Origin of the sequence: Canicola haemoglobinophilus, assembly GCF_002015075.1 — a bacterium.
Taxonomy (GTDB): Bacteria; Pseudomonadota; Gammaproteobacteria; order Enterobacterales; family Pasteurellaceae; genus Canicola; species Canicola haemoglobinophilus.
Map to the genome: position 1 here is coordinate 25,214 of NZ_MUXZ01000030.1, position 25,788 is coordinate 51,001.

General features: G+C 34.2%; 21 protein-coding genes and 1 pseudogene. 20 read left to right on the plus strand and 2 right to left on the minus strand.

What is annotated here, in order from left to right; genetic code table 11:
• The first annotated feature begins 11 nt into the window (after window positions 1–11).
• From B0186_RS09135 to B0186_RS12170, 9 genes and pseudogenes are all read left to right on the plus strand, one after another.
• Window positions 12–1,883 carry a TRAP transporter large permease subunit gene (locus tag B0186_RS09135; protein WP_078219081.1) on the plus strand — a complete coding sequence of 624 codons (1,872 nt, stop codon included), beginning with the start codon at window positions 12–14 and terminating at the stop codon, window positions 1,881–1,883.
• Between the two features lie 310 nt (window positions 1,884–2,193).
• Window positions 2,194–3,177: a sialic acid TRAP transporter substrate-binding protein SiaP gene (locus B0186_RS09140; protein WP_078219082.1), complete on the plus strand. Its 984-nt coding sequence runs from the start codon at window positions 2,194–2,196 to the stop codon at window positions 3,175–3,177.
• 104 nt (window positions 3,178–3,281) lie between these two features.
• On the plus strand, window positions 3,282–4,499 hold the full coding sequence (locus B0186_RS09145) for an N-acetylneuraminate epimerase (RefSeq protein WP_078219083.1): 1,218 nt from the start codon (window positions 3,282–3,284) through the stop codon (window positions 4,497–4,499).
• A gap of 102 nt (window positions 4,500–4,601) precedes the next feature.
• On the plus strand, window positions 4,602–5,204 hold the full coding sequence (locus B0186_RS09150) for an SGNH/GDSL hydrolase family protein (protein ID WP_078219097.1): 603 nt from the start codon (window positions 4,602–4,604) through the stop codon (window positions 5,202–5,204).
• Window positions 5,205–5,436: 232 nt separating this feature from the next.
• Window positions 5,437–7,578: a polyribonucleotide nucleotidyltransferase gene (gene pnp, locus B0186_RS09155; protein WP_078219084.1), complete on the plus strand. Its 2,142-nt coding sequence runs from the start codon at window positions 5,437–5,439 to the stop codon at window positions 7,576–7,578.
• Between the two features lie 317 nt (window positions 7,579–7,895).
• Window positions 7,896–8,030 (plus strand): hypothetical protein, encoded by a 135-nt coding sequence (locus B0186_RS12155; protein ID WP_268875293.1) that lies wholly within the window; start codon window positions 7,896–7,898, stop codon window positions 8,028–8,030.
• A gap of 29 nt (window positions 8,031–8,059) precedes the next feature.
• On the plus strand, window positions 8,060–9,859 hold the full coding sequence (locus B0186_RS09160) for a DEAD/DEAH box helicase (protein ID WP_078219085.1): 1,800 nt from the start codon (window positions 8,060–8,062) through the stop codon (window positions 9,857–9,859).
• A 93-nt stretch (window positions 9,860–9,952) separates the two neighbouring features.
• On the plus strand, window positions 9,953–10,306 hold the full coding sequence (locus B0186_RS12160; protein WP_268875294.1) for a DUF2254 family protein: 354 nt from the start codon (window positions 9,953–9,955) through the stop codon (window positions 10,304–10,306).
• Window positions 10,240–11,203: pseudogene (locus B0186_RS12170) on the plus strand (DUF2254 domain-containing protein). The gene B0186_RS12160 and the pseudogene B0186_RS12170 overlap by 67 nt, the downstream one beginning before the upstream one ends.
• Window positions 11,204–11,314: 111 nt before the next feature.
• Here the strand turns inward: B0186_RS12170 and infA are convergent.
• Window positions 11,315–11,533, minus strand: coding sequence for a translation initiation factor IF-1 (gene infA / locus B0186_RS09170; protein ID WP_005627617.1), 219 nt, complete (start codon window positions 11,531–11,533; stop codon window positions 11,315–11,317).
• A gap of 208 nt (window positions 11,534–11,741) precedes the next feature.
• On the opposite strand from infA, the gene B0186_RS09175 reads away from it, so the two are divergent.
• The 7 genes from B0186_RS09175 to B0186_RS09205 all read left to right on the plus strand — a co-directional run bounded on the left by B0186_RS09175 (window position 11,742) and on the right by B0186_RS09205 (window position 19,494).
• On the plus strand, window positions 11,742–12,416 hold the full coding sequence (locus B0186_RS09175) for an acylneuraminate cytidylyltransferase family protein (protein WP_078219086.1): 675 nt from the start codon (window positions 11,742–11,744) through the stop codon (window positions 12,414–12,416).
• A gap of 271 nt (window positions 12,417–12,687) precedes the next feature.
• Window positions 12,688–13,893, plus strand: a complete 1,206-nt coding sequence (locus B0186_RS09180; RefSeq protein ID WP_078219087.1) for an oligosaccharide flippase family protein — start codon at window positions 12,688–12,690, stop codon at window positions 13,891–13,893.
• An 81-nt stretch (window positions 13,894–13,974) separates the two neighbouring features.
• Window positions 13,975–14,841, plus strand: a complete 867-nt coding sequence (locus B0186_RS09185; RefSeq protein WP_268875297.1) for a glycosyltransferase family 52 — start codon at window positions 13,975–13,977, stop codon at window positions 14,839–14,841.
• A 146-nt stretch (window positions 14,842–14,987) separates the two neighbouring features.
• A complete protein-coding gene (locus tag B0186_RS09190) occupies window positions 14,988–15,704 on the plus strand; it encodes a glycosyltransferase (RefSeq protein ID WP_235817216.1) in 717 nt (238 codons plus the stop codon).
• A 123-nt stretch (window positions 15,705–15,827) separates the two neighbouring features.
• Entirely contained in the window at window positions 15,828–16,985 is a 1,158-nt protein-coding gene (locus B0186_RS09195; protein ID WP_078219089.1) for a DegT/DnrJ/EryC1/StrS family aminotransferase, read from the plus strand.
• A gap of 9 nt (window positions 16,986–16,994) precedes the next feature.
• Window positions 16,995–17,588, plus strand: a complete 594-nt coding sequence (locus B0186_RS09200) for a sugar transferase (protein ID WP_078219090.1) — start codon at window positions 16,995–16,997, stop codon at window positions 17,586–17,588.
• A 7-nt stretch (window positions 17,589–17,595) separates the two neighbouring features.
• Complete coding sequence (locus B0186_RS09205) at window positions 17,596–19,494, plus strand: polysaccharide biosynthesis protein (RefSeq protein ID WP_078219091.1); 1,899 nt, start codon at window positions 17,596–17,598, stop codon at window positions 19,492–19,494.
• Between the two features lie 85 nt (window positions 19,495–19,579).
• Here B0186_RS09205 and B0186_RS09210 read toward each other — a convergent pair whose 3' ends face one another.
• Window positions 19,580–20,842: an O-antigen ligase family protein gene (locus tag B0186_RS09210; protein WP_078219092.1), complete on the minus strand. Its 1,263-nt coding sequence runs from the start codon at window positions 20,840–20,842 to the stop codon at window positions 19,580–19,582.
• Between the two features lie 283 nt (window positions 20,843–21,125).
• Here B0186_RS09210 and B0186_RS09215 point away from each other — a divergent pair, with 283 nt between their 5' ends.
• Genes B0186_RS09215 through B0186_RS09230 form a run of 4 tightly spaced genes read left to right on the plus strand, consistent with a single transcriptional unit; the run spans window position 21,126 to window position 25,604 of the window.
• A complete protein-coding gene (locus tag B0186_RS09215) occupies window positions 21,126–22,712 on the plus strand; it encodes an L-lactate permease (protein ID WP_078219093.1) in 1,587 nt (528 codons plus the stop codon).
• A 48-nt stretch (window positions 22,713–22,760) separates the two neighbouring features.
• Window positions 22,761–23,492 carry a (Fe-S)-binding protein gene (locus B0186_RS09220; protein WP_078219094.1) on the plus strand — a complete coding sequence of 244 codons (732 nt, stop codon included), beginning with the start codon at window positions 22,761–22,763 and terminating at the stop codon, window positions 23,490–23,492.
• A gap of 1 nt (window position 23,493) precedes the next feature.
• Entirely contained in the window at window positions 23,494–24,906 is a 1,413-nt protein-coding gene (locus tag B0186_RS09225) for a LutB/LldF family L-lactate oxidation iron-sulfur protein (RefSeq protein ID WP_078219095.1), read from the plus strand.
• Window positions 24,906–25,604: a LutC/YkgG family protein gene (locus B0186_RS09230; protein ID WP_078219096.1), complete on the plus strand. Its 699-nt coding sequence runs from the start codon at window positions 24,906–24,908 to the stop codon at window positions 25,602–25,604. Before B0186_RS09225 ends, B0186_RS09230 begins: the two co-directional genes overlap by 1 nt.
• Window positions 25,605–25,788: the final 184 nt, after the last annotated feature.

Sequence of the window (25,788 nt, forward strand, 5' to 3'; positions counted from 1 at the left end):
CAGGAGTATCTATGAAAATTATTAATAAATTAGAAGAGTGGATTGGGGGAGTCACGTTCCTCATTATATTTGCTATTCTTCTTGCCCAAATTATTTCTCGTCAAGTATTTCACTCCCCATTAATTTGGAGTGAAGAATTGGCAAAAATTCTTTTTACTTATGTTGGTATGCTTGGTATTTCCATGGCTATACGTTCTCAACAACATGTGTATATTGATTTTGTGACTAACTTTATGTCAGAAAGAATGAGAAGATTCGCAAATACTTTAGCGCAAATTCTTATTTTTATCTGTATTGTACTATTTATGCATCTGGGCTATAAAGCTTGGGACTCCGAATTTTTCCCTCTAGAAGCATTAAAAGTAGCTCTTGGTGTTGATGAGTTAACGAGAAAATGGCTGTATGCTAGCTTACCTTTGATTTCTTGCTTAATGCTATTTCGTTTTTTACAAGCTCAGGCTGAGAATTTCAAAAATAAATTAAGCTATTTACCAGCAACGTTCTTTATTGTGAGTTTCGTGATTATTGCAGCTATTTTATTTATTCAACCTGACTTATTTAAAGCATTAAGAATTTATAACTATGTCAAGTTTGACTCAAGTACAACAGTATCGATTGTTCTACTTGTATGGCTATTTATTATGTTTATGGGGACTCCTGTGGGGTGGGCATTATTTATTGCAACTATTTTATATTTTGCAATGACCAGATGGAATACAGTGAATTCTGCCTCAAATAAATTGGTCGATAGTTTAGACAGCTTTACATTACTGTCTGTGCCATTCTTTATTCTAACTGGTATTTTGATGAATACTGGTGGTATTACTGAACGTATTTTCGATTTTGCAAAAGCATTATTGGGTCATTATACTGGTGGTATGGGACATGTGAATATTGGTGCGAGTCTAATTTTCTCTGGAATGTCTGGATCGGCATTAGCAGATGCGGGTGGATTAGGTCAGCTAGAGATTAAAGCAATGCGTGATGCTGGTTATGATGATGATATTTGTGGTGGTATCACTGCTGCATCTTGCATTATTGGACCTCTTGTCCCACCAAGTATTGCAATGATCATCTATGGTGTAATAGCTAATGAATCTATCGCAAAATTATTCATTGCGGGCTTTGTTCCTGGGGTATTAGTCACTATAGCATTAATGATAATGAACTACCTCGTTTCTAAAAAACGTGGATACCCAAGAACACCTAAGGCAAGTCTACAAGAGCGTTGTACTGCATTTAAGAAAGCTATTTGGGCAATTTTGACTCCAGTTCTTATTATAGGTGGTATTTTCTCTGGTTTATTTACTCCAACAGAAGCTGCGGTTATCGCTGCTGCATACTCAATTATTATTGGAATGTTTGTTTATAAAGAATTAACTTTAAAAATGCTATTCCAAAGTTGTGTTGAAGCTATGGCAATTACAGGTGTTACAGCATTAATGGTAATGTGTGTGACTTTCTTTGGGGATATGATTGCTCGAGAGCAAGTGGCAATGCGTATAGCTGAATTATTTATCACTGTTGCGGATAGTCAAATTACAGTATTAATAATGATGAACTTGCTATTATTGTTCTTAGGTATGTTTATCGATGCATTAGCGCTACAATTCTTGGTATTACCAATGCTAATTCCAATTGCAATGCATTTTGGTATTGATTTAGTTTTCTTTGGTGTTATGACAACATTAAATATGATGATTGGTATTTTAACACCACCAATGGGAATGGCATTATTTGTGGTTGCTCGAGTTGGTAATATGTCAGTAAGTACTGTGACAAAAGGAGTATTACCATTCTTAATCCCAATTTTTGCAACTTTAGTTTTGATAACAGTTTTCCCACAAATAATTACTTTTATACCTAATCTATTAATGCCATAGCATTGATAGTGAGAAAAGGGCAGAAATTTGAATATTTCTGCCCTTAGTTTTTTATAAAGCAAAATATTCTAAATGTGAAATTGGAGTATTCTTTCAAACTTGAAGGAATGCGAACATATTGAAAAACAAGCAGTTATGCCTGTGTCATGATTTTTGCTTAAATTTCTATTTTTTTCTAGTTTTGTGACACACTTCTCAGAAATGAAATAATACTTCATTTATTATATGTCTCGAATAGGATGCTATATATGTTGCGTCTTATTATAAAAATCCCTCTAAGTCATCTCTAAATTGTTTAAGGAGAATTACAATGAAATTAAATAAAATTGCATTAGCAACATTATGCTTAGGTATGTCTGCATCTGTTTTTGCTGCGGATTATGATCTTAAATTCGGTATGGTAGCTGGAACCAGTTCCAATGAATATAAAGCTGTTGAGTTCTTTGCAAAAGAAGTAAAAGAAAAATCTAATGGTAAAATTGAGATTTCTATTTATCCTAGCGCTCAATTAGGTGATGACCGTGTAATGTTAAAACAACTTAAAGATGGTGCATTAGACTTTACTTTAGGTGAATCAGCTCGTTTCCAAATTTTCTATCCAGAAGCTGAAGTATTTGCGTTACCTTATATGATTCCTAATTTTGATATCGCGAAAAAAGCAGTATTAGAAACTGAATTTGGTAAAAATTTATTCAAAAAAATTAACAAAGAATTAGGTGTTAGCGTATTATCTGTTGCTTATAACGGTACTCGTCAAACAACATCAAACAAAGCAATTAATTCAATTGAAGATATGAAAGGTTTGAAATTACGTGTACCTAATGCTGCAACAAACTTAGCATTTGCTAAATATGTAGGTGCATCACCAACACCAATGGCGTTCTCAGAAGTTTATCTTGCATTGCAAACAAATTCTGTTGATGGTCAAGAAAACCCATTACCAACTATTCAAGCGCAAAAATTCTATGAAGTTCAAAAATATTTAGCTTTAACAAATCATATTTTGAACGACCAATTATACTTAGTAAGCAATGAAACTTTTGCTGAACTTCCAAAAGACTTACAAAAAGTTGTACAAGATGCTTCAGCTAAAGCTGCTGAATATCATACAAAATTATTCGTAGACGGTGAAAAAGAGTTAGTGGATTTCTTTAAATCTAAAGGTGTAACAGTAACTATGCCTGATGCGAAACCATTTAAAGCAGCGTTAAAACCATACTATGATGAATACCTACAAAAAAATGGTGAAGTTGGTAAACAAGCTATTACAGAAATTGAAGCTCTAACTAAATAATTTATCTGTGCTCTTACGATTAGTTGTAAGAGCACATCCATTTTTTATTCGTTTATGCTGTATACAAACGATTCATTATTTTAATCTAACGACAGAGGTCGAATATGAAAAAATCACTTTTAGTATTACCTGTTGCACTTGCTGTTCTTACTGCTTGTTCTGCTAATACAGCTCCTGTTGCTAGCGCTCCTGCAGCAACACCAGCTCCAGCAGTGGCAGTATCAAAAGGTGTTTATCCAGATTTACCAGTAGGTATTAAAAATGGTGCTGGTGCATTAGTCGGTGATACAGTTTATGTAGGTTTAGGTACTGCAGGCGATAAATTCTATTCATTGAACTTAAAAGAAAAAGGTGCTCAATGGCAAGAGTTACCAGCATTCCCAGGTGGTGCTCGTAATCAACCCGTATCGGCAGCTATTGACGGTAAACTTTATGTATTTGGTGGAATGCAAAATACTGATGTAGCTGCCAACCAAATCATCAATGATGTGCATGTTTATAACCCTGCTAATAACACTTGGACAAAATTAGAGACTCGATCACCACGCTCAGCTTCTGTTGGTGCAAGTGCGGTAGCAAAAGACGGTAAAATTTATTTTGTTGGTGGCGTGAACCATGTGATTTGGAATGGCTTATTCCAAGATGTGAAAGCCGCTGCTGGAACTAAAGAAGGCGATGAGAAAAAAGCAGCTGAAGCACCAATTTATGATGCATATTTCAACCTTCGTCATCAAGATTTCTTCTTCAATTCAGATATCTTAAGTTATGAGCCAGCAACCAATGTTTGGCATAATGAAGGGCACTTCCCATATTCTGGTCGTGCTGGTGCAGCCATCGCAGTGAAAGGCAACAAATTATTAGTGGTCAATGGCGAAGTGAAAGCGGGTGTTCGTACAGACACAACAGAATTAGGTACATTTGGCAAAAATGGAATTACTTGGAAACAATTAGGCAAATTACCTGCACCAAAAGGCTATGTTCAGCAAGAAGGTATTGCTGGTGGTATGGGTGGTTATACCAATGGCCATTATATTGTAACAGGTGGAGCAAACTTCCCTGGTGTCCGTGCAAGCTATGACAAAGGTGTTAATGATCACCGTAAAGCAGGTGCGAAGAAAACTTTCCATAATGCGGTTTATACCTTGAATGAGAAAAATGGCTCTTGGAAAATCGTTGGAGAGTATCCAATTAATATCGCCTATGGTGTAGCACTTCCATATAACAACAAAGTGTTGATGGTTGGTGGTGAAACTGACGGTGGTAAAGCCTTAACAGAAGTGAAATTAATGAGTTTTGATGGCAAAAAAGTTGTTGTTGAATAATTAAATTATCAATAACCAAGCCCCTGTTTATTTTCAGGGGCTTTTTCTTTGGAGAGTAAAATGCAATTGTCAAAAAGAGAGCAATACATTCAAGAAAAAGGAATGTTGACAGATCAACAAATGTATCAACGCTATTTAGCAAAACAAGAGGAGTTTGATAAGCAAGCAGATATATCATTAATCGGGCATTCATTATTTGATATGTGGTCTGATTTACCCACTTATTCAGGTTTGCTGAAAAATAAAACTATGGCTAATCTTGGTGTCAGTGGAATAAGTACTTATCAATATTTAGATATTTTAGTGCGTAAAGAGCGGATCAAATATCTAGGGAAAACCGTTTTTATTTTTCTTGGTGTGAATGATATTGTGAAAGAAATTGATTATTCGCCAAAGCAACTTATGAATTGGCTTATTGAGATTTTCCAATATTTGCAAACAATATCGCCGACGTCTGATTACTATTTACTAGGTGTAACACCTTTAACAGAGAAGCAGAGTATTTCTAATACTCAAATCAGAAAACTTAATAATTACCTCAAAGAGAATTGCCCAATAGGTTTACATTTTATTGAAACTTATGATGCTTTTGCTGATGAAAAACAAAATTTACATACGGAACTACATACAGATGGACTTCATTTTTCTGCAAAAGGTTATGAAGTGTTATCCAACTTGCTGGAGCGGTTTATTCCTAGTGAATAAAAAATATGTATTTAATTTGTGCAAATTTATGTCAATAAAACATTACCAATCAATATAAAACTCCTGTACAATAGCCCCGCTTTATTTTTCCTATTGGCGTGCGGCTAACAAAAATAATTTTTATAGACAATCTTGTGGATAAAGTGCGGTGCTTTTTTAAGATTATTTTTGCTAGTCGCAAATTGGAAAATAGAGCAATAAGATTAACTTATCAATTTATAAGGACAATATTGTGAATCCAATTGTTAAACAATTTAAATACGGTCAACATACCGTTACATTAGAAACTGGTGCGATTGCTCGTCAGGCTACTGCTGCAGTTATGGCTAGCATGGACGATACAACAGTTTTTGTTACTGTTGTGGCTAAAAAAGATGTCAAAGAAGGTCAGGACTTTTTCCCTCTAACAGTGAATTATCAAGAGCGTACTTATGCTGCTGGTCGTATTCCTGGTGGCTTTTTTAAACGTGAAGGTCGTCCATCTGAAGGCGAAACTTTAATTGCACGTTTAATTGACCGTCCAATTCGCCCTCTTTTCCCAGAAGGCTTTTTCAATGAAATCCAAGTGGTTGCAACTGTTGTTTCTGTGAATCCACAAATTAGCCCTGACTTAGTAGCGATGATTGGTGCATCCGCAGCTCTTTCATTATCAGGTGTGCCATTTAATGGTCCAATCGGTGCAGCTCGTGTTGGTTTTATCAATGATCAATTTGTATTAAACCCAACAATGAATGAGCAAAAACAAAGCCGCTTGGATCTTGTGGTGGCTGGTACTGACAAAGCAGTATTAATGGTTGAGTCAGAAGCAGATATTTTAACTGAAGAGCAAATGTTAGCAGCAGTTGTTTTTGGTCATCAACAACAACAAGTTGTTATTGAAGCGATTAAAGAGTTTGCCGCTGAAGCGGGTAAACCTCGTTGGGATTGGGTTGCTCCAGAGCCAAATACAGCATTGATTGAAAAAGTGAAAGAGATTGCAGAAAGTCGTCTAGGCGATGCTTATCGTATCACTGAAAAACAATCTCGTTATGAGCAAATTGATGCAATTAAAGCTGATGTTATTGCGCAGATTACAGCAGAAGATGTAGAAGTCAGCGAAGGAAAAATTATTGATATTTTCACCGCACTTGAAAGTCAAATTGTGCGTGGACGCATTTTAAAAGGCGAACCTCGTATTGACGGTCGTACAGTGGATACCGTGCGTGCTTTAGATATTTGCACAGGTGTGTTACCTCGTACTCATGGTTCTGCGATTTTTACTCGTGGCGAAACACAAGCATTAGCAGTAGCAACGCTAGGTACTGAACGTGATGCTCAAATTATTGATGAATTGACTGGTGAACGTTCAGATCATTTCTTATTCCACTACAATTTCCCTCCATACTCAGTGTGTGAAACCGGTATGATTGGTTCTCCTAAACGCCGTGAAATTGGACATGGTCGCCTTGCTAAACGTGGTGTTGCAGCAGTAATGCCTAGCTTGGCTGAATTCCCATATGTAGTACGTGTTGTATCTGAAATTACTGAATCCAATGGTTCTTCTTCAATGGCATCTGTATGTGGCGCTTCTCTTGCCTTAATGGATGCAGGTGTGCCAATTAAAGCTGCTGTGGCTGGTATTGCAATGGGACTTGTGAAAGAAGAAGATAACTTTGTAGTGCTTTCTGATATTTTAGGTGATGAAGATCATTTGGGTGACATGGACTTTAAAGTTGCTGGTACCCGTGAAGGTGTGACCGCACTTCAAATGGACATCAAAATTGAAGGTATCACTGCAGAAATTATGCAAATTGCCTTGAACCAAGCGAAAAGCGCACGTATGCATATTTTAGGTGTTATGGAGCAAGCTATTCCTGCGCCAAGAGAAGATATTTCTGACTTTGCTCCACGTATTTATACAATGAAAATTGATCCGAAGAAAATCAAAGATGTGATTGGTAAAGGTGGCGCAACAATTCGCTCTTTAACGGAAGAAACTGGCACATCTATTGATATTGATGATGATGGTACAGTGAAAATTGCTGCTGTGGACAAAAATGCAGTGAAAGAGGTAATGGCGCGTATCGAAGACATTACGGCTGAAGTGGAAGCAGGTGCAGTTTATAAAGGTAAGGTAACTCGTCTCGCTGACTTTGGTGCTTTCGTTGCTTTAGTGGGCAACAAAGAGGGACTTGTACATATTTCTCAAATTGCTGAAGAGCGTGTTGAGAAAGTAAGTGATTATCTTGCTGTTGGTCAAGAAGTCATGGTTAAAGTGGTAGAAATTGATCGTCAAGGTCGTATCCGTTTAACGATGAAAGAGCTAGCAAAAGAGCAAGCTCAAAATGAAGAAACTCTTTCACAATCAGAAGAGATTTCTCCAGTTCAAGAGTAAATTTAATTGAAATAAATTTGGGGGCAAATTATATTTGCCCCTGTAAATTTTATTATTTCTGACGATTTTTTCTTATAGTGGTGTAGCAGAATGAAGTATTTTGCGATGCCGTCTAAAATATTACTATAATGACTTTCAGTAATATAATTTTTTAAATGCGCTATTTATTAAAGCTAAGATATTTAACAAATGTCTCTTTTTCTTCGTTGTTATTTGAACAACAATGAGATTTTAATAGAAGCCATTTATCCAGCAAAACAAAACTCAATATAAACAAGCAAATCGGGTTTTATACCAAAGCTTGTGTTTTTGATTAGGTGCGTAGTTTCCTTGAGTATCGTTTTGCCGAGCTTGCTACTCGATTAGCAAGTCATAATCCAGAGAGAACTCAAGCTGGATTACCTGTTGTGAAACGAACTTTACAACTATTAGTTAACCTGAAAGCATATTGAGCTTTCCTTTTTACATTCGAGTATTTTTAATGACTGAAACAACAATAACTTTTAATGAATTAGGTTTACCTGAATTCATTCTTAATGCTGTGTCCGAAATGGGCTTTTCAATTCCTTCTCCAATTCAACAAGCTTGTATTCCCCATTTATTAAATGGGCATGATGTGCTTGGTATGGCACAAACTGGGAGTGGAAAAACCGCAGCATTTTCTCTGCCGCTCTTAGCACAAATTGATACAAACAAAAAATATCCACAAATGCTAGTTATGGCACCAACCCGTGAGCTAGCCATTCAAGTCGCTGATGCTTGTGAACAATTTGTCAAATTTTCTAAAGGTATGCGCATTGTTACTTTGTATGGTGGACAACGCTACGACATCCAATTACGTGCATTAAAACAAGGTGCACAAGTTGTAGTGGGAACACCTGGGCGTATTTTGGATCATATTCGCCGTGGCACATTAGATTTATCTAATTTGCAGTCTATTGTATTAGATGAAGCGGATGAAATGTTACGTATGGGCTTTATTGATGACGTTGAAACTGTCATGGCTGAACTTCCAGAGGAACATCAGACCGCACTTTTCTCTGCAACAATGCCAGAGCCAATCAGACGTATTACGAAGCGTTTTATGCGTAATCCGAAAGAGGTCAAAATTCAATCAACACAGCGTACTGCGCCAGATATTGCACAAAGTTGCTGGTATGTTCATGGTTTCCGTAAAAATGATGCTTTATTGCGTTTCTTAGAAGTTGAAGATTTTGATGCTGCGATCATTTTTACTCGTACTAAAACAGGCACATTAGATGTGACAGAACTACTGGAAAAACATGGTTTCCGTGCAGCTGCATTAAATGGAGATATGACACAACAATTGCGTGAACAAACGTTAGATCGTCTGCGTAATGGTAGCTTGGATATTCTCGTTGCTACAGATGTGGCAGCTCGTGGTTTAGATGTGGAGCGTATTAGTTTAGTTGTGAATTATGATATTCCACTTGATGCCGAGAGCTATGTTCACCGTATTGGTCGTACAGGTCGTGCAGGTCGTGCAATTTTATTTGTTGAGCCAAAAGAGCGCCGTTTATTAGGTAATATTGAACGCTTGATGAAAAAGCCGATTGAAGAAGTTGAAATACCTAATCATCTTGCGTTGCAAGAATGCCGCCGTAAGAAATTTGTGGCTAAAATCACTAAACAATTAGAGCATCATGATTTAGAACAATATCGTAGTTTATTAGAAGATCTCTTTACTGCTGATCAAGATCAAGAAGATATTGCGGCTGCAATGTTGATGTTATTACAAGGTAAACAAAAACTTATTCTTCCTGAAGATCCTGTTATAGAAAAACGTTCACGCCGTAATGAGCGAAGTGAGCGTGGCGATCGCAGAGGGAGAGAAAATCCACGTTCTGCAGAGCGCCGTGGTTATGGTAATCCACAGCCAATGGATCTATATCGTATTGAAGTCGGAAGAGGCGATGGGGTGGAAGTCCGCCACATTGTTGGAGCAATTGCCAATGAGGGTGATATTCAAAGCCGTTATATCGGACATATTAAACTCTATGACGATTATTCAACAATTGAATTGCCACAAGGTATGCCAAAAGAGTTGCTACAAGTTTTTGCTAAAACTCGTGTAATGAATAAGCAAATGCGCATGTCTTTTGTAAGTGCGGTCAATTCTGGTGGAGAATTTAAAGGTCGCCAAGGAGAAAAACGAAAAGGGCGCAATGAGCGTGAATTTCGTGGTGAACGTAAATTTAACGAAAAAAATAACCGCTCTTTTTCGGAAGGTCGTAAAGAGCGTAGAGAAAGACGTCGATAGATCAAAATCAGGGGCTTTTGGCCCCTATTTTTAAGCCCTAAAAATTTGTATCAACAGTTCTTAAGTAGCTGTTAGTAATATGCTAGAGTATAGATGATGTTGTATAAGTGGATATTAGCCTTAAAAAAACCGAGTAATCAACTCTGGCTAACGCCAACTTACTGGACAGTGATTACCAGTCTTTTTGTGTTTTCACTGCGTTTAGGGGAGGAAACACTCCCACATAATATTTTGCCCAATATAACCAAAGATGTTCTGGGTAGTTTATTGAATGTAGTTGCATCTAGTATGTTAGCGGTAATTACCTTTTCTCTGTCTATTATGGTGGGGCATTTTCTGCAGCCGCAAATAGTGCAACGCCAAGAGCATTGGATTTGGTCATGGATGATAAAAGTTCGAGAACGGCTATCAGTAGTTTTATTTGCGCTTTTATTTATGCAGTCATAGCCAAAACAGTACTCGGTTTGGATTTCTATGAGCAGAATGGACGTTTTATTCTCTTTGTGAGTAGCATTATTGTCTTAATTTATTTGATTGTAACGCTTATACGTTGGATTTATACCCTCTCTTTACTTGGGCGTTTGAGTATTAGATAAAATTGCACAGGCAGCAGCGCAGTCTCTAGAACAATATCGTGAATCTCCATCTCTTCATACTGGATTATCTTTCGAGCCAACTTCAGATATGGCCAGCGTAGAGGCAAAGTGCTGTGGTTACTTAACTCATATTGATTTTCAAACCTTGCAAAGATTAGCAGAGGAAAATCAAGCAAATATTCATATTAATTTGCGACTGGGTGAACTGATTTCACCTGATGCTGTTTTATGCTTTGTTGATGGAAATATAAAAGATGATTGCCTGATTAGAGATTGTTTTGTTTTTTCATCGGCTAGAACCTTTGAACAAGATCCAACTTGGGGATTCATTGTTTTAGGCGAGGCGGCACAAAGAGCATTATCTCCAGCAGTCAATGATCTCGGTACTGCCATTAACGTGATGTCGAGAATGATGTCATTATTATTAACAGATACAAAATCGTTGGAAAATGAAGTGAAATATGATCGCCTTTCGATTTGTACTTTTGATTCCGCCGAATTAATCCAAGAGGCATTTACACCAATTGCGCGTGATGGTGCTGGTATTATTGAAGTGAACTTAGTCATGCAAAAAATATTAGCGAGTATTTGGCGAAATGTGAGAGAAAAGGATATTTCTGATGCAGCGCAAAAAATGGCACTACAAGCCATGGAAAGATCAAAACAAGAATTGTCTTTTGAGCAGGATATTGAGTTACTAGTTAACAAACATCATACCCTATTTGATTCTTCTGATTCTTTGAGCTAAGAATACAACTTACAGCTGATTAGTGATTGCAGCATTCTAGAAGAATAGATAGCAAAAATAAACCCATCTCTATTTCTTTGTTGAGATGGGTTTTTTGTTTAGCAAGAAATATTAACGGCTACGGAAAATAATACGACCTTTACTTAAATCATAAGGAGTCATTTCAACGGTTACCTTATCTCCAGTTAAAATACGGATATAGTTTTTACGCATTTTTCCTGAAATATGTGCAGTTACCACATGACCGTTTTCTAATTCAACACGAAACATAGTATTCGGCAAGGTTTCTAAAATTGTTCCTTGCATTTCAATGCAATCTTCTTTAGCCATTTATTCCTCTAAATATGAATGAAAATATAAAACTTTGGGATTATACTCTTTAATTCTGAATACTAAAAGGATTTATTCTATTAATAGTAGTTTATTTCTATTTACTTGATTTTGAAGCAAATTTGTATGATAGAAATTGCATTTATTAGTTAAAAAGTCTAGAATGTGACAAAACTTATATTATCTCATGTATAAAATTGGTTAAACGATGACAAAAATTGCAATCATCCCTGCCCGAGCTGGATCTAAAGGGATCAAAGATAAGAATCTTCAATTAGTTGGTGGTATTTCATTAGTTGGTAGAACCATTCTAGCTGCGCAAGAATCAGAGATGTTTGATGAAATTATTGTGACCTCTGATGGAGAAAGTATTCTCAATGAAGCAAAGAAATATGGTGCTAAGGCTTTTTTACGACCTGTTGAGTTAGCAAAAAGCAATACTAGATCCATAGATGCTATTTTACATTGTTTAAATGAGTTAAATATTGTTAAAGGAATAGTAGCTCTTTTGCAACCAACAAGCCCTTTAAGAACAGGTATTGATATTCGTAATGCGATGGAAATTTTTTTAGGGGGACATTGTAATTCTGTCATCTCTGCTTGTGAATGTGAACATCATCCTTATAAGTCTTTTATTATGCAAAATAATGAGATTATTCCACAAAGGGAAATAAGTGATTTTGAAGCTCCTCGTCAGCAATTACCTAAAGCATATAGAGCAAATGGTGCCATTTATATTAATGATATTGAAAAATTATTAGAAAATAAATATTTCTTTATTCCTCCAATTAAATTCTATTTAATGCCAACTTATCGTTCAATTGATATAGATACAACATTAGATTTACAAATTGCAAAAAATTTGATTGGTAACGGTATATAAAATTTATATATAACTAATATTATTATTTAATAAATATTTTTCTCTTCTATATATTATTTTTTTATTGAATATATATAATTTATCATTTAGAGGTTGAGTGTAATGATTTGATTATAAAGGTTTTTTCTAAGTTATCGATAAAAATATAATTTATTATGCTTAAAGTATTAGGATGCGTTTAAATAGGTGAAAATTATTTTTTTATTTTATAACAAAGAGAACTTGATATTTTGATAGTAATTTAATTGATTTAAAATAATTATATAGATATATGGTTATTAAAGATAGTGTTATCTATTTAATAGGGGAACTATTATCCAAGTTAGTCCCTTTTTTACTGTTGCCTTATTTATCTCATAAATTAGGGAGTGAGGGATACGGGTTGTTATCCTATTATCAAACTTATCTTGCATTATTTGTAATAATTATTGGGTTAAGCCAAGAGGGAGCAGTAGCTAGATACTTTTATTTTTATGGTAAAAGAGCCTTAAATAATATAGTTAATACAGGATATATATATACAAGCTTTATTGGAGGAGTGATCATTGTAATATGTTATATTCTTAACTCAGAAATTCTAATATATGTGGCTGTGTCAGCTATTTTTCAATCATTTATTAATGTTCAATTAGTGATTAGGCAATGTTATAGAAATGCGATTAGTTATGTTGCTATACAGTTATCTTTAGCATTGTCTTTAGGTGTGTTTACAGTATTATTTTTAGAGTTTTCAGATTCTTTTCTTGTTAAGAAATATATTTTAGCTCTTGTTTCAAGTTATATTTTAGTTTGGATTATTTCTTATATTATATATTCTAAACAGATTTTAAAAAGAAAATATATTTGTTCAAGGTATAAGCTATATTTTAAATATTTATTAACATTTGGATTCCCTTTGATTTTTCATCAGACTAGCCTGTTTTTGAAAGGGCAGTTAGATAGGTTATTTATCTATCATCAATTTAATGAGTTTGATTTAGGGTTATATTCAATGGGGTTTCAAATATCTTTTGTTTTTTCTGTATTAGTACATTCTTTAAGTAAAGCAACACTTCCTTATTTTTATGAAGGTTTAAAAATAAAAAATATTAATATAAAAAGAATTCAGAAGTGGGTAATAATCTCTCTATTATTTATTCCTCTGCCGTCATTTATTGTTTATTTTATTCCTAAGGAGTTTTTTTCTTGGTTGTTAGGTCCAGATTTTTATAATGTAAAGTATTATATATCTCTATTTTTAATTACAAACAGCTTGTCTGTACCTTATTTATTGTTGGTAAATTATCTGTTTTATTATGCTCAGAATAAATTAATATCATGTACATCTATTTTTTCTACTATTATTTATATCTTAGTGTTGGTAATTGTTTTGCAATTAAATGATATTGAATATATTCCATACTCTGGTATTGCTGGTGCTATAGCGAATATTTTATTGTTGTATTTTATTACTGCAAGATTAGGTATGGAAAAATGAATTTAATTATATGTTGCACTCCTTTTCAAGCTAGAATAGCGAAAGAAATAATAAAGCTAAAATCTGAAGATTCATTCATTCATTCAATTAATGATATCTCCAATAAATAATAAAAAATACAGACACTATTATTCATTGCTGGAGCAGGTTTGTGATGATTCTTTATTTTTATATCGTAATCAGAAACTATTCTCTTGGTTTTCTTCTTATGTAAAAATAAGAGTTTTTTTAAGGAATAAAACTATAAAGAATATATATATATCAAATATTAATGATGAGCTTATTCATATGATTGTTGATTTGTTTAATGATGCTTCTGTATATACTTTTGATGATGGAACAGCAAATATTTTGAAAACTAGCTCATTCTATTATAGAGATGTAAGATTTATATCTTATATGTTAAGGAGGATATTGGGTATAAAAACAACTATGCATACGATAAGAAATAAGAGTAAGTTACATTATACTATATATCCTAATATAAGTAATATTATTGATAGAACTTTTCCTATAAAGTTGTTTAATGAAATAGAAGTAAAGAAAAAAAGTATACTTATTGATAGAAAGGCCCTAAGGATTTTCTTAGGGCAACCATTTTATTGCTCAGATAAGAAAAATCTAGATTTGATTTCTAAATTAGTAAAAGATTTGAATATTGATTTCTATGTTCCTCATCCTAGAGAAAATTATTTTATAAAGGATATTAAATATATTGATTCGGAATTGATATTTGAGGATATTTTTGAACGCTATTTTTTAGGACAGCAATGTATTATATATACATTTTTTAGTAGTGCTATACTTAGTTTATTAGAAGTAAAGAATGTTAGTTTGGTTTCAATTAAACCTATAGATGTACATGAAACAATTATAGAAAGTAAAGCTTTGTCTGAATGTTATGGTCTATTCAAAAAATTAGGTGTGGATATAGTGAAAGCCTATTAGTTATATATTTTTTATAATGCTATCATCCTATCGTTTTATGGGGATGATATTTTGTATATGTTTGTGATTTTTATTTTATACATATTTTATTTTATAGATGACTCTCTATGAGGGTACTTCTCTAGAGTTATTTTTAAGGAATTATTATGTCATTATCTGTATTATTATCTATTTATAATAAGGAAAATATCACTTGTTTTAATAAGTCTATGGTAAGTATTTGGGATTCTCAACTATTTAAGCCAGATGAAATTATCTTAGTACAAGATGGGCCATTAACAGCCGAGCTTTATGAAAGTATTGAACAATGGAAATATAGATTATCCACCATACTGGTGGTTGTAGAACTAAAAAAAAATGTTGGTTTAGCTAGGGCTCTAAATGAGGGAATAAAGTATTGTAAGGGGGATTATATTGCTAGGATGGATACGGATGATATATCAATGCCAGAGCGTTTCCAAAAACAACTTGAATTTTTAGAAAATAATTCTGATATAGATGTCGTAGGAACTTGGATTTCTGAAATTGGTGAAGATGATCAACTAATTAAAGAAGAGATTCAATATCCTCTTGATCATGATGAGCTTTTTAAATTTTTTTCTAAAAGAGATCCTATAGCTCATCCGACAGCCATGTTTCGGAAAACTTTTTTTAAGAAAGCGGGGATATATAGCTCTGAAGTTCATTTAGCTGAGGATACGTTATTATGGTATTCAGCATTCATGAATAAATGCAAGTTTGCTAATATCCCTTACATTGGACTACAGTTTAGAAGGACTTCAAATTTTATTTGCGGCGTGCTAATTGGGAAAAATCTTGGGGATTGCTACGATTTCGTTTATATAAAATTAATCGATCATTAGGTTATGGGATTAAATCAGATTTCTATGCTATTGCTTATTTTATTATGTCAATTTCTCCATCTTTTATTAAGAGGTTTTTATACAATACATTTAGATAAATGTTATTAATACAAGGAAATAATTATGTCTAATTTTTTACCTTTTGCATTACCAGATATTGGTGAAGAAGAAATAAATGAAGTTGTTGATGCTCTACGTTCTGGGTGGGTTACTACGGGGCCTAAAACTAAGCAATTTGAATCTGACTTTAAAGATTATTTAGGTGGTAATGTTGAAGCATTAGCGGTTAATTCTGCTACTTCAGGTTTACATTTAGCTTTAGAAGCTGTCGGCGTGAAAGCAGGAGATGAAGTTTTAGTTCCAACATTGACATTTACTGCGACAGCAGAAGTTGTTCGTTATTTAGGTGCTCACCCAGTATTTGTTGATTGTGATCCTAATACCTTGAATATTGATATCAATAAAATTGAGGAAAAAATTACGGATAAAACTAAAGCCGTTGTTCCTGTCCATTTCGCAGGATTAGCATGCGATATGGATAGAATTATTGCTCTTGCTAAGAAATATAATTTGAAAGTTGTTGAAGATGCAGCGCATGCATTTCCTACCTTGTACAAAGGAAAGCTGATAGGAACTTTAGATAGTGATGCAACAGTCTTTAGTTTTTATGCTAATAAGACAATGACAACTGGTGAGGGTGGAATGGTTGTGTCTAGGGATAAAACCCTGATAGACAGAATGAAAGTAATGCGTTTACATGGTATTAGTAGAGATGCCTTTGAGAGATATCAATCGAAAACCCCAGCTTGGTATTATGAGGTGATTGAACCTGGTTTTAAATATAATTTACCAGATATTTGTGCGGCATTAGGATTACAGCAACTGAAAAAAATTGATAGGTTTTATCAAAAGCGTTTAGAAATGGCTAATAAATATGAAGAAGTACTTTCTAGTTTACCTATTATTTTGCCTCCAAAAGCACTAGGAAATAATACTCATGCTTGGCATATTTATCCTATTCGTTTAAAAGCTGATTGTGGCATTAGTCGAGATGAATTTATTATAAAAATGTCTGAGAAAGGGATTGGTTGTTCTGTTCATTTTATACCATTACATAAACAGCCGATATGGCGTGATAGTTATCACTTAAAACCAGAGGATTTTCCTATTGCAGAGCAGGTTTATCAGAATATTTTGTCTATTCCACTGTTTACTAAGATGACTGATGAAGATCAGAACCGAGTTATCAATGCAATGAAAGAAATTTTTGCAGAATTATAGGTATAGCTTATGCTAAAGCGTCCGTTTGATATAATAATGTCGTTAATAGGGTTAATTGCCCTATTACCTCTTTTTATCATTGTTGCAATTTGGATAAAATTAGATTCTAAAGGTAAGATTTTTTTTAGGCAAATTCGTGTTGGTTTAAATGGTGAATTATTTCGAATTCATAAATTTAGAACAATGGTTGTAAACTCTGAACAAAAAGGCGGGCTTACTATTGGTAACGATATGCGAGTTACTAAGGCAGGTAAATTTCTCCGAAAATATAAACTTGATGAGTTACCTCAATTAATTGATGTACTTATTGGGAAAATGTCTTTGGTGGGACCTCGACCTGAAATTCCAGAGTTTATGAAGTTGTATGAGGAGAATATTAGAAACCAAATTTTATCAGTTAAGCCAGGAATAACAGATAAAGCATCAATCGAAATGGTCGATGAGAATGAAATTCTTGGAAAATATGATGATCCTAGGCAAGCATATATTGATATTATAATGCCTATAAAAGCTAAATATTATGTTGAATATGCAAAGAGCCATTCAACTATTACAGATATAAAAATTATTTTTATGACAATAATGAAGATTATTCATAGATAGAGAAATTATGGTTAATTATTTATTAGGTTTAAAACGCTCGACCAAACTGATAATTAGTCTGATGGTTGACATTGTTTTGATTAGTTGCTCCTACTTTATAGCCTTGGGAATTAGATATGATAGCAGTTTTAGCCTTTATTCTGACATGCACTGGCTAAATATTAGCATAGTCACTATTATTACTCTTATTGTATTTATTAAACTTGGCTTATATAGAGCAGTTTTAAGGTTTGTCACAATTAAAATTGTTAATACTGTATTAATTGGTGCATTGCTTTCAACTGTAATGATGTTATTAGGTGCATATACTATACAGCTTAATATTCCAAGAACAGTTCCCTTGTTATATTTTATATTTCTATCTATTCTAATCATTGGTACTCGTTTGTTGTTTAGATCTTTAATTAATATAGGAAGGAAAGGTAAAAAATCCGTTATTATTTATGGTGCAGGTGATTCAGGAAGGCAACTTTTAACCGCTCTAAATCAAATGAATAGTTATTTTGTTGCGGCATTTGTTGATGATAATAGAAAACTTCATAAACTAACTTTACATGGTATTAGAGTATATTCACCTAATGACTTGGATAGATTATTAGAAAGATATGATGTACAACAAATTTTACTTGCTATACCAAGTGCTCCTCTTTATCGCCGAAAAGAAATAATTAACAATATTATTCAATTGAAATGCGAAGTTCTTAGTGTGCCTGGAATTGAAGATATTGTAACTGGCAAAGCTAAATTAACTACTTTAAATAAAGTTTCTATTGATGATTTGTTAGGCAGGGAGGCTGTTAAACCTATTCCAGAATTATTATCTGCAAATATTGAGAGTAAAGCTGTCTTAGTTACAGGAGCTGGTGGTTCGATAGGGTCAGAGCTTTGTAGGCAAATTATATGTTTAAGACCAAATAAATTAGTATTATTTGAATTAAATGAGTTTAGTTTATATTCTATTGAGTCTGAGTTAAGAAATCTGGCTCTTTCGGAGAATTTAGAGATAGAATTATATCCAGTAATTGGAACAATACAAAATAGGGAATATTTACTTAAAGTAATTAGGTCATTCAATATTGATACAATCTATCACGCAGCTGCTTATAAGCATGTTCCTCTAGTTGAATATAATGTTATTGAAGGTGTTAGGAATAACATCTTTGGCACCTTAAGCTGTGCTTTAGCAGCAATAGAAGCTAATGTAGAAACATTCGTGCTCATATCAACAGATAAAGCAGTGCGACCTACCAATACGATGGGAACAACGAAACGGGTAGCAGAGTTAATTTTACAAGCATTAGCTGTAAAACAATCAGGAACTAGATTTTGTATGGTTCGTTTTGGGAATGTTTTAGACTCATCCGGTTCTGTCGTTCCATTATTTAGAAAACAGATAGAGAAAGGAGGGCCAATTACATTGACTCATCGAGATATCACTCGATATTTTATGACTATTCCTGAGGCATCTCAGCTTGTAATTCAGGCAGAAGCAATGGGAAAAGGTGGCGATATTTTTGTTTTAGACATGGGTGAGTCAATAAAAATTATTGATTTAGCGAGAAGAATGATTCAATTAAGTGGTCTTACTGAAAAATCACCAAGTAATCTTCATGGTGATATTGAAATTAAAATTACAGGATTACGCCCAGGGGAAAAGCTTTATGAAGAATTATTGATAGGTGATAATGTCGAAAAAACGACGCACCCAAGAATTATGACTGCCAAAGAGGTTATGCTGGATTGGAATATCCTAGACTCAAAATTAAGACAGTTAGAAGAGGCTTGCAATGAATATAATTTAGATGTAATTAGAAAATTATTAATAGAATTGCCGGTTAGTTTTCATCCTGTTGATGAAATTTGTGATTTAATTTGGAAAGAAAGTCAGAAGCTTAATAAAATTTAATAAAAGTAGTTGTAATGCTTGACTCCAATATAATGAAAAAATGGCTACTAGCGATTAGTAGCCATTTTTTTCGTTACACCCCATTTCACACTGTTTCTTGCCGTTTTAATTGTTTACACATACTATAAAATAGCATTATCAAGAATGTGTAGAAACTTATCCCTGATGTATGAGCAAGGAACGTTTGTGTAAGAAAGAAAAATAAATGAGAAATTATATGAACAAAGCCTAAGATTGAAATGCATTTTATTTCAGTATTTTGATTGTTAAGCTCTTTAATGAACAACCTTAAAGGAATATAAATTATTAATAGTAGTCCAATAAAGCCAATTATTCCTCTTTTAACCAAATTCTCCAGGTATTGATTGTGTAAACTATTAAATCTTGCTGTATATATACTCATGTCTCCTGTTGATACTCTTTTATTTTGAAATTCTTCGTAACCAAGTTTTCCCCAACCTAATATGGGTTTTTCATTTATTGCTACTAATGCATTAGTCCACATATCTAACCTAGCGCCAATTGAGGATACTTTATCTTTTTCGTTAAGATATCTAGTGATATCAGATTTTGCCTCATAATATCGCGATATTACGCCTGTATTAGAATTCATTCCTATAGCTAACATTGAGCTAATAATGATTAAGAATATTACAAATGATATTTTTTTGTTAAGAGATTTACGATAGAAGAAGATTATTAGTGCCAAAATAAAAGGCAATCCAACCCAACCGCCACGGGCTCCTGTTAAGGCGCTAGCTAGCATACCAAGTAAACTACAAGCAAGATAAAGAACGGCCAGTTTATGGTTCTTTTTGTCAAGAAAGTAGAAGGTTATAGCAAATGAAAATGTTGCTATAGCGATTGCCATATCGCCAGCTTGGATAATCATTTGTCCAGGGAATGGCTTTTCCAGACCTAAATAAAATTTTTGGTAGCTGGCTAATATACCTAAAAAGGCTGAACCAATAGGGATGGCGTGAAAAATCAGCTTAATATTTAATGGGAAATGTCTAAACAGTAATAACAATGTGAGAAATAATAGCACTCGACCTGGGTTATCTATTTCTTTAAAACCACCTTTATGAATAATGGCTGACAATGCGAACGTCATAAAATAAGTAAAAAACGCCATGATGAACAGCTTATCATCATAGTCTGGTTTGGACTTAGATTTACGCTTGAATAGCAGAATGAGCAGATAGATAAGACCGATAGCGCCTAATGTTATTGTTGCATAGCTATAACCTTTCTTGAATGTAAGAACTGTAAGAAAAAATGATACAACTAGTGTATTTATTAAATAATAAACATATTTATTGAGTTTGTTTTGTGGTGTGAGTTGCATTTTTTATAACTCCGAAGAATAAAGAGTGTTATTACACTTAATATTTTAACAAAATATTAAGTGTATGGGATGTTTTAATGCATTTTCAGAGAAAATGCTTACCTATTAATTAGTATTTAATCTATTTTGATAAAAAACCTTAAGTAAAAACCAAACAAAAAGTTAACAAAAGTGTGATTATTGTCATATTTTTATAACATTGCATTTATCTTTTCTTTGAATTTTGTTTACAATCTAGCCCGCATTTAGCATTGTAAACTATTTATTTTTATTGGAGTAAGTTATGGCTCTCTTTTTGAGTATTTTTCCTATCGTTTTACTGATTTATTTGATGGTAAAACGCAACGCATTACCTTCTTCTCTTGCATTACCTTGGATTGCAGCTGTTGTTTTGATTATTCAGCTCGTTTTCTTTGGTACTGATATTAAGATTGTAAGTGCAAATATTGCATCCGCACTTGTAGCTGTTCAAACACCTATTACGGTTATTTTAGGTGCAATTTTATTTAATCGTTTTTCTGAGGTTTCTGGCGCAACTGATACGCTACGTAAATGGCTTGGAACGATTAACCCAAATCCAGTTGCACAATTAATGATTATTGGTTGGGCATTTGCGTTCATGATTGAAGGGGCTAGTGGTTTTGGTACGCCAGCTGCTATTGCGGCACCAATTCTTGTTGGTCTTGGTTTCCCAGCGATTAAAGTAGCTGTTTTAGCCTTGATCATGAACTCTGTTCCTGTATCTTTCGGTGCAGTAGGTACACCAACTTGGTTTGGTTTTGGTCCACTCAATTTAGGCGAAAGCCAGATTTTAGAAATTGGTTCAATGACGGCATTAATTCATGCTTTCGCAGCCTTAGTAATTCCTGTAATTGCGTTAAGTTTTATTGTAAACGTTAAGGACATTCGCCGAAATATTGTTTATATTTATTTAAGCATATTTGCTTGTGTTATTCCTTACATTCTATTAGCGCAAGTGAACTATGAGTTCCCATCTTTAGTAGGTGGTGCGATTGGGTTATTTATCTCAGTTTTACTGGCTAATAAAGGTGTTGGATTAGCTAAAGTTGAAAATAATATTGAAACGACAGTTAGCCTTGGTGAAGTAGTTAAAGCATTATTTCCTACCGCACTTTTAATTGGCATTTTAATCATTACCCGTATTCAACAGTTACCTTTCAAAGCTATGATGAATGATGCAACTACTTGGTTTGCAGTTCAATTAGGATCTTTAGGACGTTTTGAAATCAGTCATGGTTTAATCTTCAGCTTAAAAGAAATTTTTGGTACATCAATTAACTCAAGCTACAAATTATTATACGTTCCTGCATTTATTCCATTTGTTGTAACGGTATTAATTGCTATTCCAGTATTTAAAGTATCTGCAGCGAAAACAAAAGATATTTTTGTCATGAGCTTTAAACAAACTAAAAATCCATTCTTTGCTCTTGTGGGTGCATTAATCATGGTTAATTTAATGCTCGTTGGTGGAGATGGCTCAATGGTTAAAATTATTGGTAAAAGTTTCGCGCAGGCGACTGGTGAGTATTGGACAGTCTTTGCGGCTTACTTAGGTGCGGTTGGTGCATTCTTCTCTGGCTCTAATACGGTATCTAACTTAACATTTGGTAGCGTTCAGTTATCAACCGCAGAACTGACAGGCTTATCTACTTCACTCATCTTGGCGTTACAATCAGCAGGTGGTGCAATGGGTAACATGGTATGTATCAATAATATTGTTGCAGTAAATTCTGTGTTGAACATTCAAAATCAAGAGGGTGCGATTATTAAGAAAACTGCTCTTCCAATGATATTGTATGGAATAATCGCCGCTTTAGTTGCATTATTTGTGATTCCGATTTTTTTCTAAATAATGCTTACTTTCGTTTTTTTAAAATTAAGATGTTGGAGTTCTTTTATGAACGTAAATTTTTATGTCACTTGTATTGCCGATGTTGTTAAAGCTGGCGTGGTAAAAAATACCGTGTTGTTACTAGAAAAACTAGGATGCAACATTATTTTCCTTGAAAAACAAGGATGCTGTGGTCAGCCCGCCATGAATAGCGGTTATACAAAACAAGCATTAGAAGGTATGAAAAAATTGGTTGCAACTTTTGAAGTAAATGACTACCCAATAGTTGCACCTGCAGGCTCTTGTGTTTATGCCATCAAGACCTACCCAGAACATTTTTCTCGTTTTGGAGAGACGGAGTGGGCGGAAAGAGCACAAAAAGTAGCAGCTCGTTTTCATGATCTCACAGATTTTATTGTTAATAAGTTAAAAGTCACTAATGTTGGTGCAAAATTAACAGGCAAAGCCGTTTATCATCCATCTTGTAGCTTATCTCGTAAATTAGGCATTGTGAATGAGCCTTTAACTCTACTACAAAACGTCAAAGGGTTAGAGCTTTTACCAATCACTAACCAGCAAACTTGTTGTGGTTTCGGTGGTACATTCTCTGTAAAAATGGCAGAAATTTCTGGTGAAATGGTTACAGAAAAGGTGGAACATATTGCAGAAGTTGAACCCGATTATTTAATTGGTGCAGATATAAGTTGCTTATTAAACATCGGTGGACGTTTAAGTCGTGAGGGTAAAAATATCAAGGTTATGCATATTGCCGAAGTTTTAATGCAGGAGGATAAATAAGATGTCACTAAAAACCAGTAATCTTGCATTTAAAAAACGTGTAGATAACCAAATTCATAACGAAATGATGCGTAAGGCAGTCGTTAAAGCCCAAGAAACTATTGGCGCTAACCGTCAAAAAATGGTAGATGAACTTGGTCATTGGGAAGAATGGCGTGATTTGGCTAAACAAATTCGTAATCATGTATTAGCTAATTTAGACGCTTATTTATATCAATTAAGTGAGAAAGTTCAACAAAACGGTGGTAAAGTCTATTTTGCTGAAACAGCGGAAGAAGCAACGCAATATATTCGCCAAGTTGCTTTAGAAAAAAATGCCAAGACAATTGTTAAATCAAAATCGATGGTAACGGAAGAAATTGGTTTGAATGAAGTGCTGGAAAAAGAAGGCATGAAAGTTGTTGAAACTGATTTAGGCGAATATTTATTGCAAATTGTTGGCGACAAACCATCTCATATTGTTGTACCTGCTATTCATAAAGATCGTCATAAAATTCGCCAAGAGTTACATGATGCTTTAGGTTATGAGGGTACAGAGCAACCTGAAGAAATGAATACTTTTGTGCGTAAAACATTGCGTAAAGATTTCCTTGAGGCTGATATTGGTATTTCTGGTTGTAACTTTGCCGTAGCAGAAACTGGCTCAGTTTGTTTGGTAACTAATGAAGGTAATTTACGCTTAGCGACGACTGTCCCTAAAACGCATATTGCGGTAATGGGAATGGAACGTTTAGCACCAACATTCCAAGAAGTTGATGTGTTAATTACTATGCTTGCGCGTAGTGCAGTAGGTGCAAAATTAACTGCTTATAATACATGGTTAACAGGCCCTCGCCTTGAAGGTGAAACGGATGGTCCAGAAGATTTCCACTTAGTTATTGTTGATAACGGGCGTTCATCTATTTTAGAACGTGAATTTAAAGAAGTTTTACGTTGTATCCGTTGCGGTGCTTGCTTAAATACTTGTCCTGCATATCGTCAAATTGGTGGTCATGGTTATGGCTCTATTTATCCAGGTCCAATTGGTTCGGTTATTTCTCCTTTATTGGGTGGTTATGAAGAATTTAAAGAATTGCCTTACGCCTGTTCGCTTTGTACCGCTTGTAACTCTGTTTGCCCAGTTAAAATTCCATTAGCGCAATTAATTTCAAAACATCGTGAGCATATTGCTCAAGCGGGTATGACACCAATGTTAGAGCGCTTGTCAATTTTTGGTTTTACTTTAGCAAATTCAAATCCTACTTTATGGAAAGCAGGCGTTAAAATTGGTGCTAAAGTTGCAGCGAAAGTGATTAAAAACGGTAAAGCACCTATTGAAGTCGGTGCATTGGCTGAATGGACCAAAGCGCGTGATTTACCAACACCTGATGGAGAGAGTTTCCGTCAATGGTTCCAAAATAGAGGTAAGAACTAATGGATTTACAAAATCGTGATAACTTTTTAAATAAATTGGCAGCTAAAATGGGACGACCTCGTCAATTAGTTCCTGAGCCAATGCCTGAATTAGTTAATGATTATCCAATGACACGCTTAACTGAATTAAGCCAAACGGACTTAGTTGATGAGTTTATTCGTTTTGCTAAAGTGATGATGGCAGATGTTGTTGAAACAAATGAAGCAGAATTAAACCGCACTTTATTGGACGTTTGTGAAAAATATGGTGGTGGTAGCATCATTTTAAATAACGATAAAAGATTAGTCGATTTAGGTGTGTTGCAAGCTATCAAAGAACAATATGAAAGCTATGTTTGGGATTTAACTCAAACGGAAGAGAATTTCGCACAAGCAGAAAAGGCTAATATTGGTATTGTATACGGAGAGTATGGTCTAGCAGAGTCAGGCGGAATTGTGTTATTTTCCGATAAGGATTTTGGACGCTCTGTGAGCTTGTTACCAGAAAAATCAATTGTTGTGTTGCGTAAAAGTACAGTTTTACCGCGAGTAGCACAATTAGCTAAGATCTTACATGAAAAAGCACAACAAGGAGAAAGAATGCCTTCTTGTGTGAATATCATCTCTGGGCCAAGTGCGACAGCTGATATTGAATTAATTAAAGTTGTTGGTGTACATGGACCTGTGCATAAAATTTATGTTGTAATTGATGACTTATAATTAAGTTATAAATTATCGAAAAAAGAACCGCTCTTTAAAGTGCGGTTCTCAGACCACTGACAAACCCACCTTTTCAAAGTCATTTGATAAACGTGGGTTTATTTTTTAGTTTCTCACTTTTCTCTTCGTTTTTCCTTTATTTTCCCTTCAGATAACCTTGCAAGCGGTCATTTTCCCTAATTTT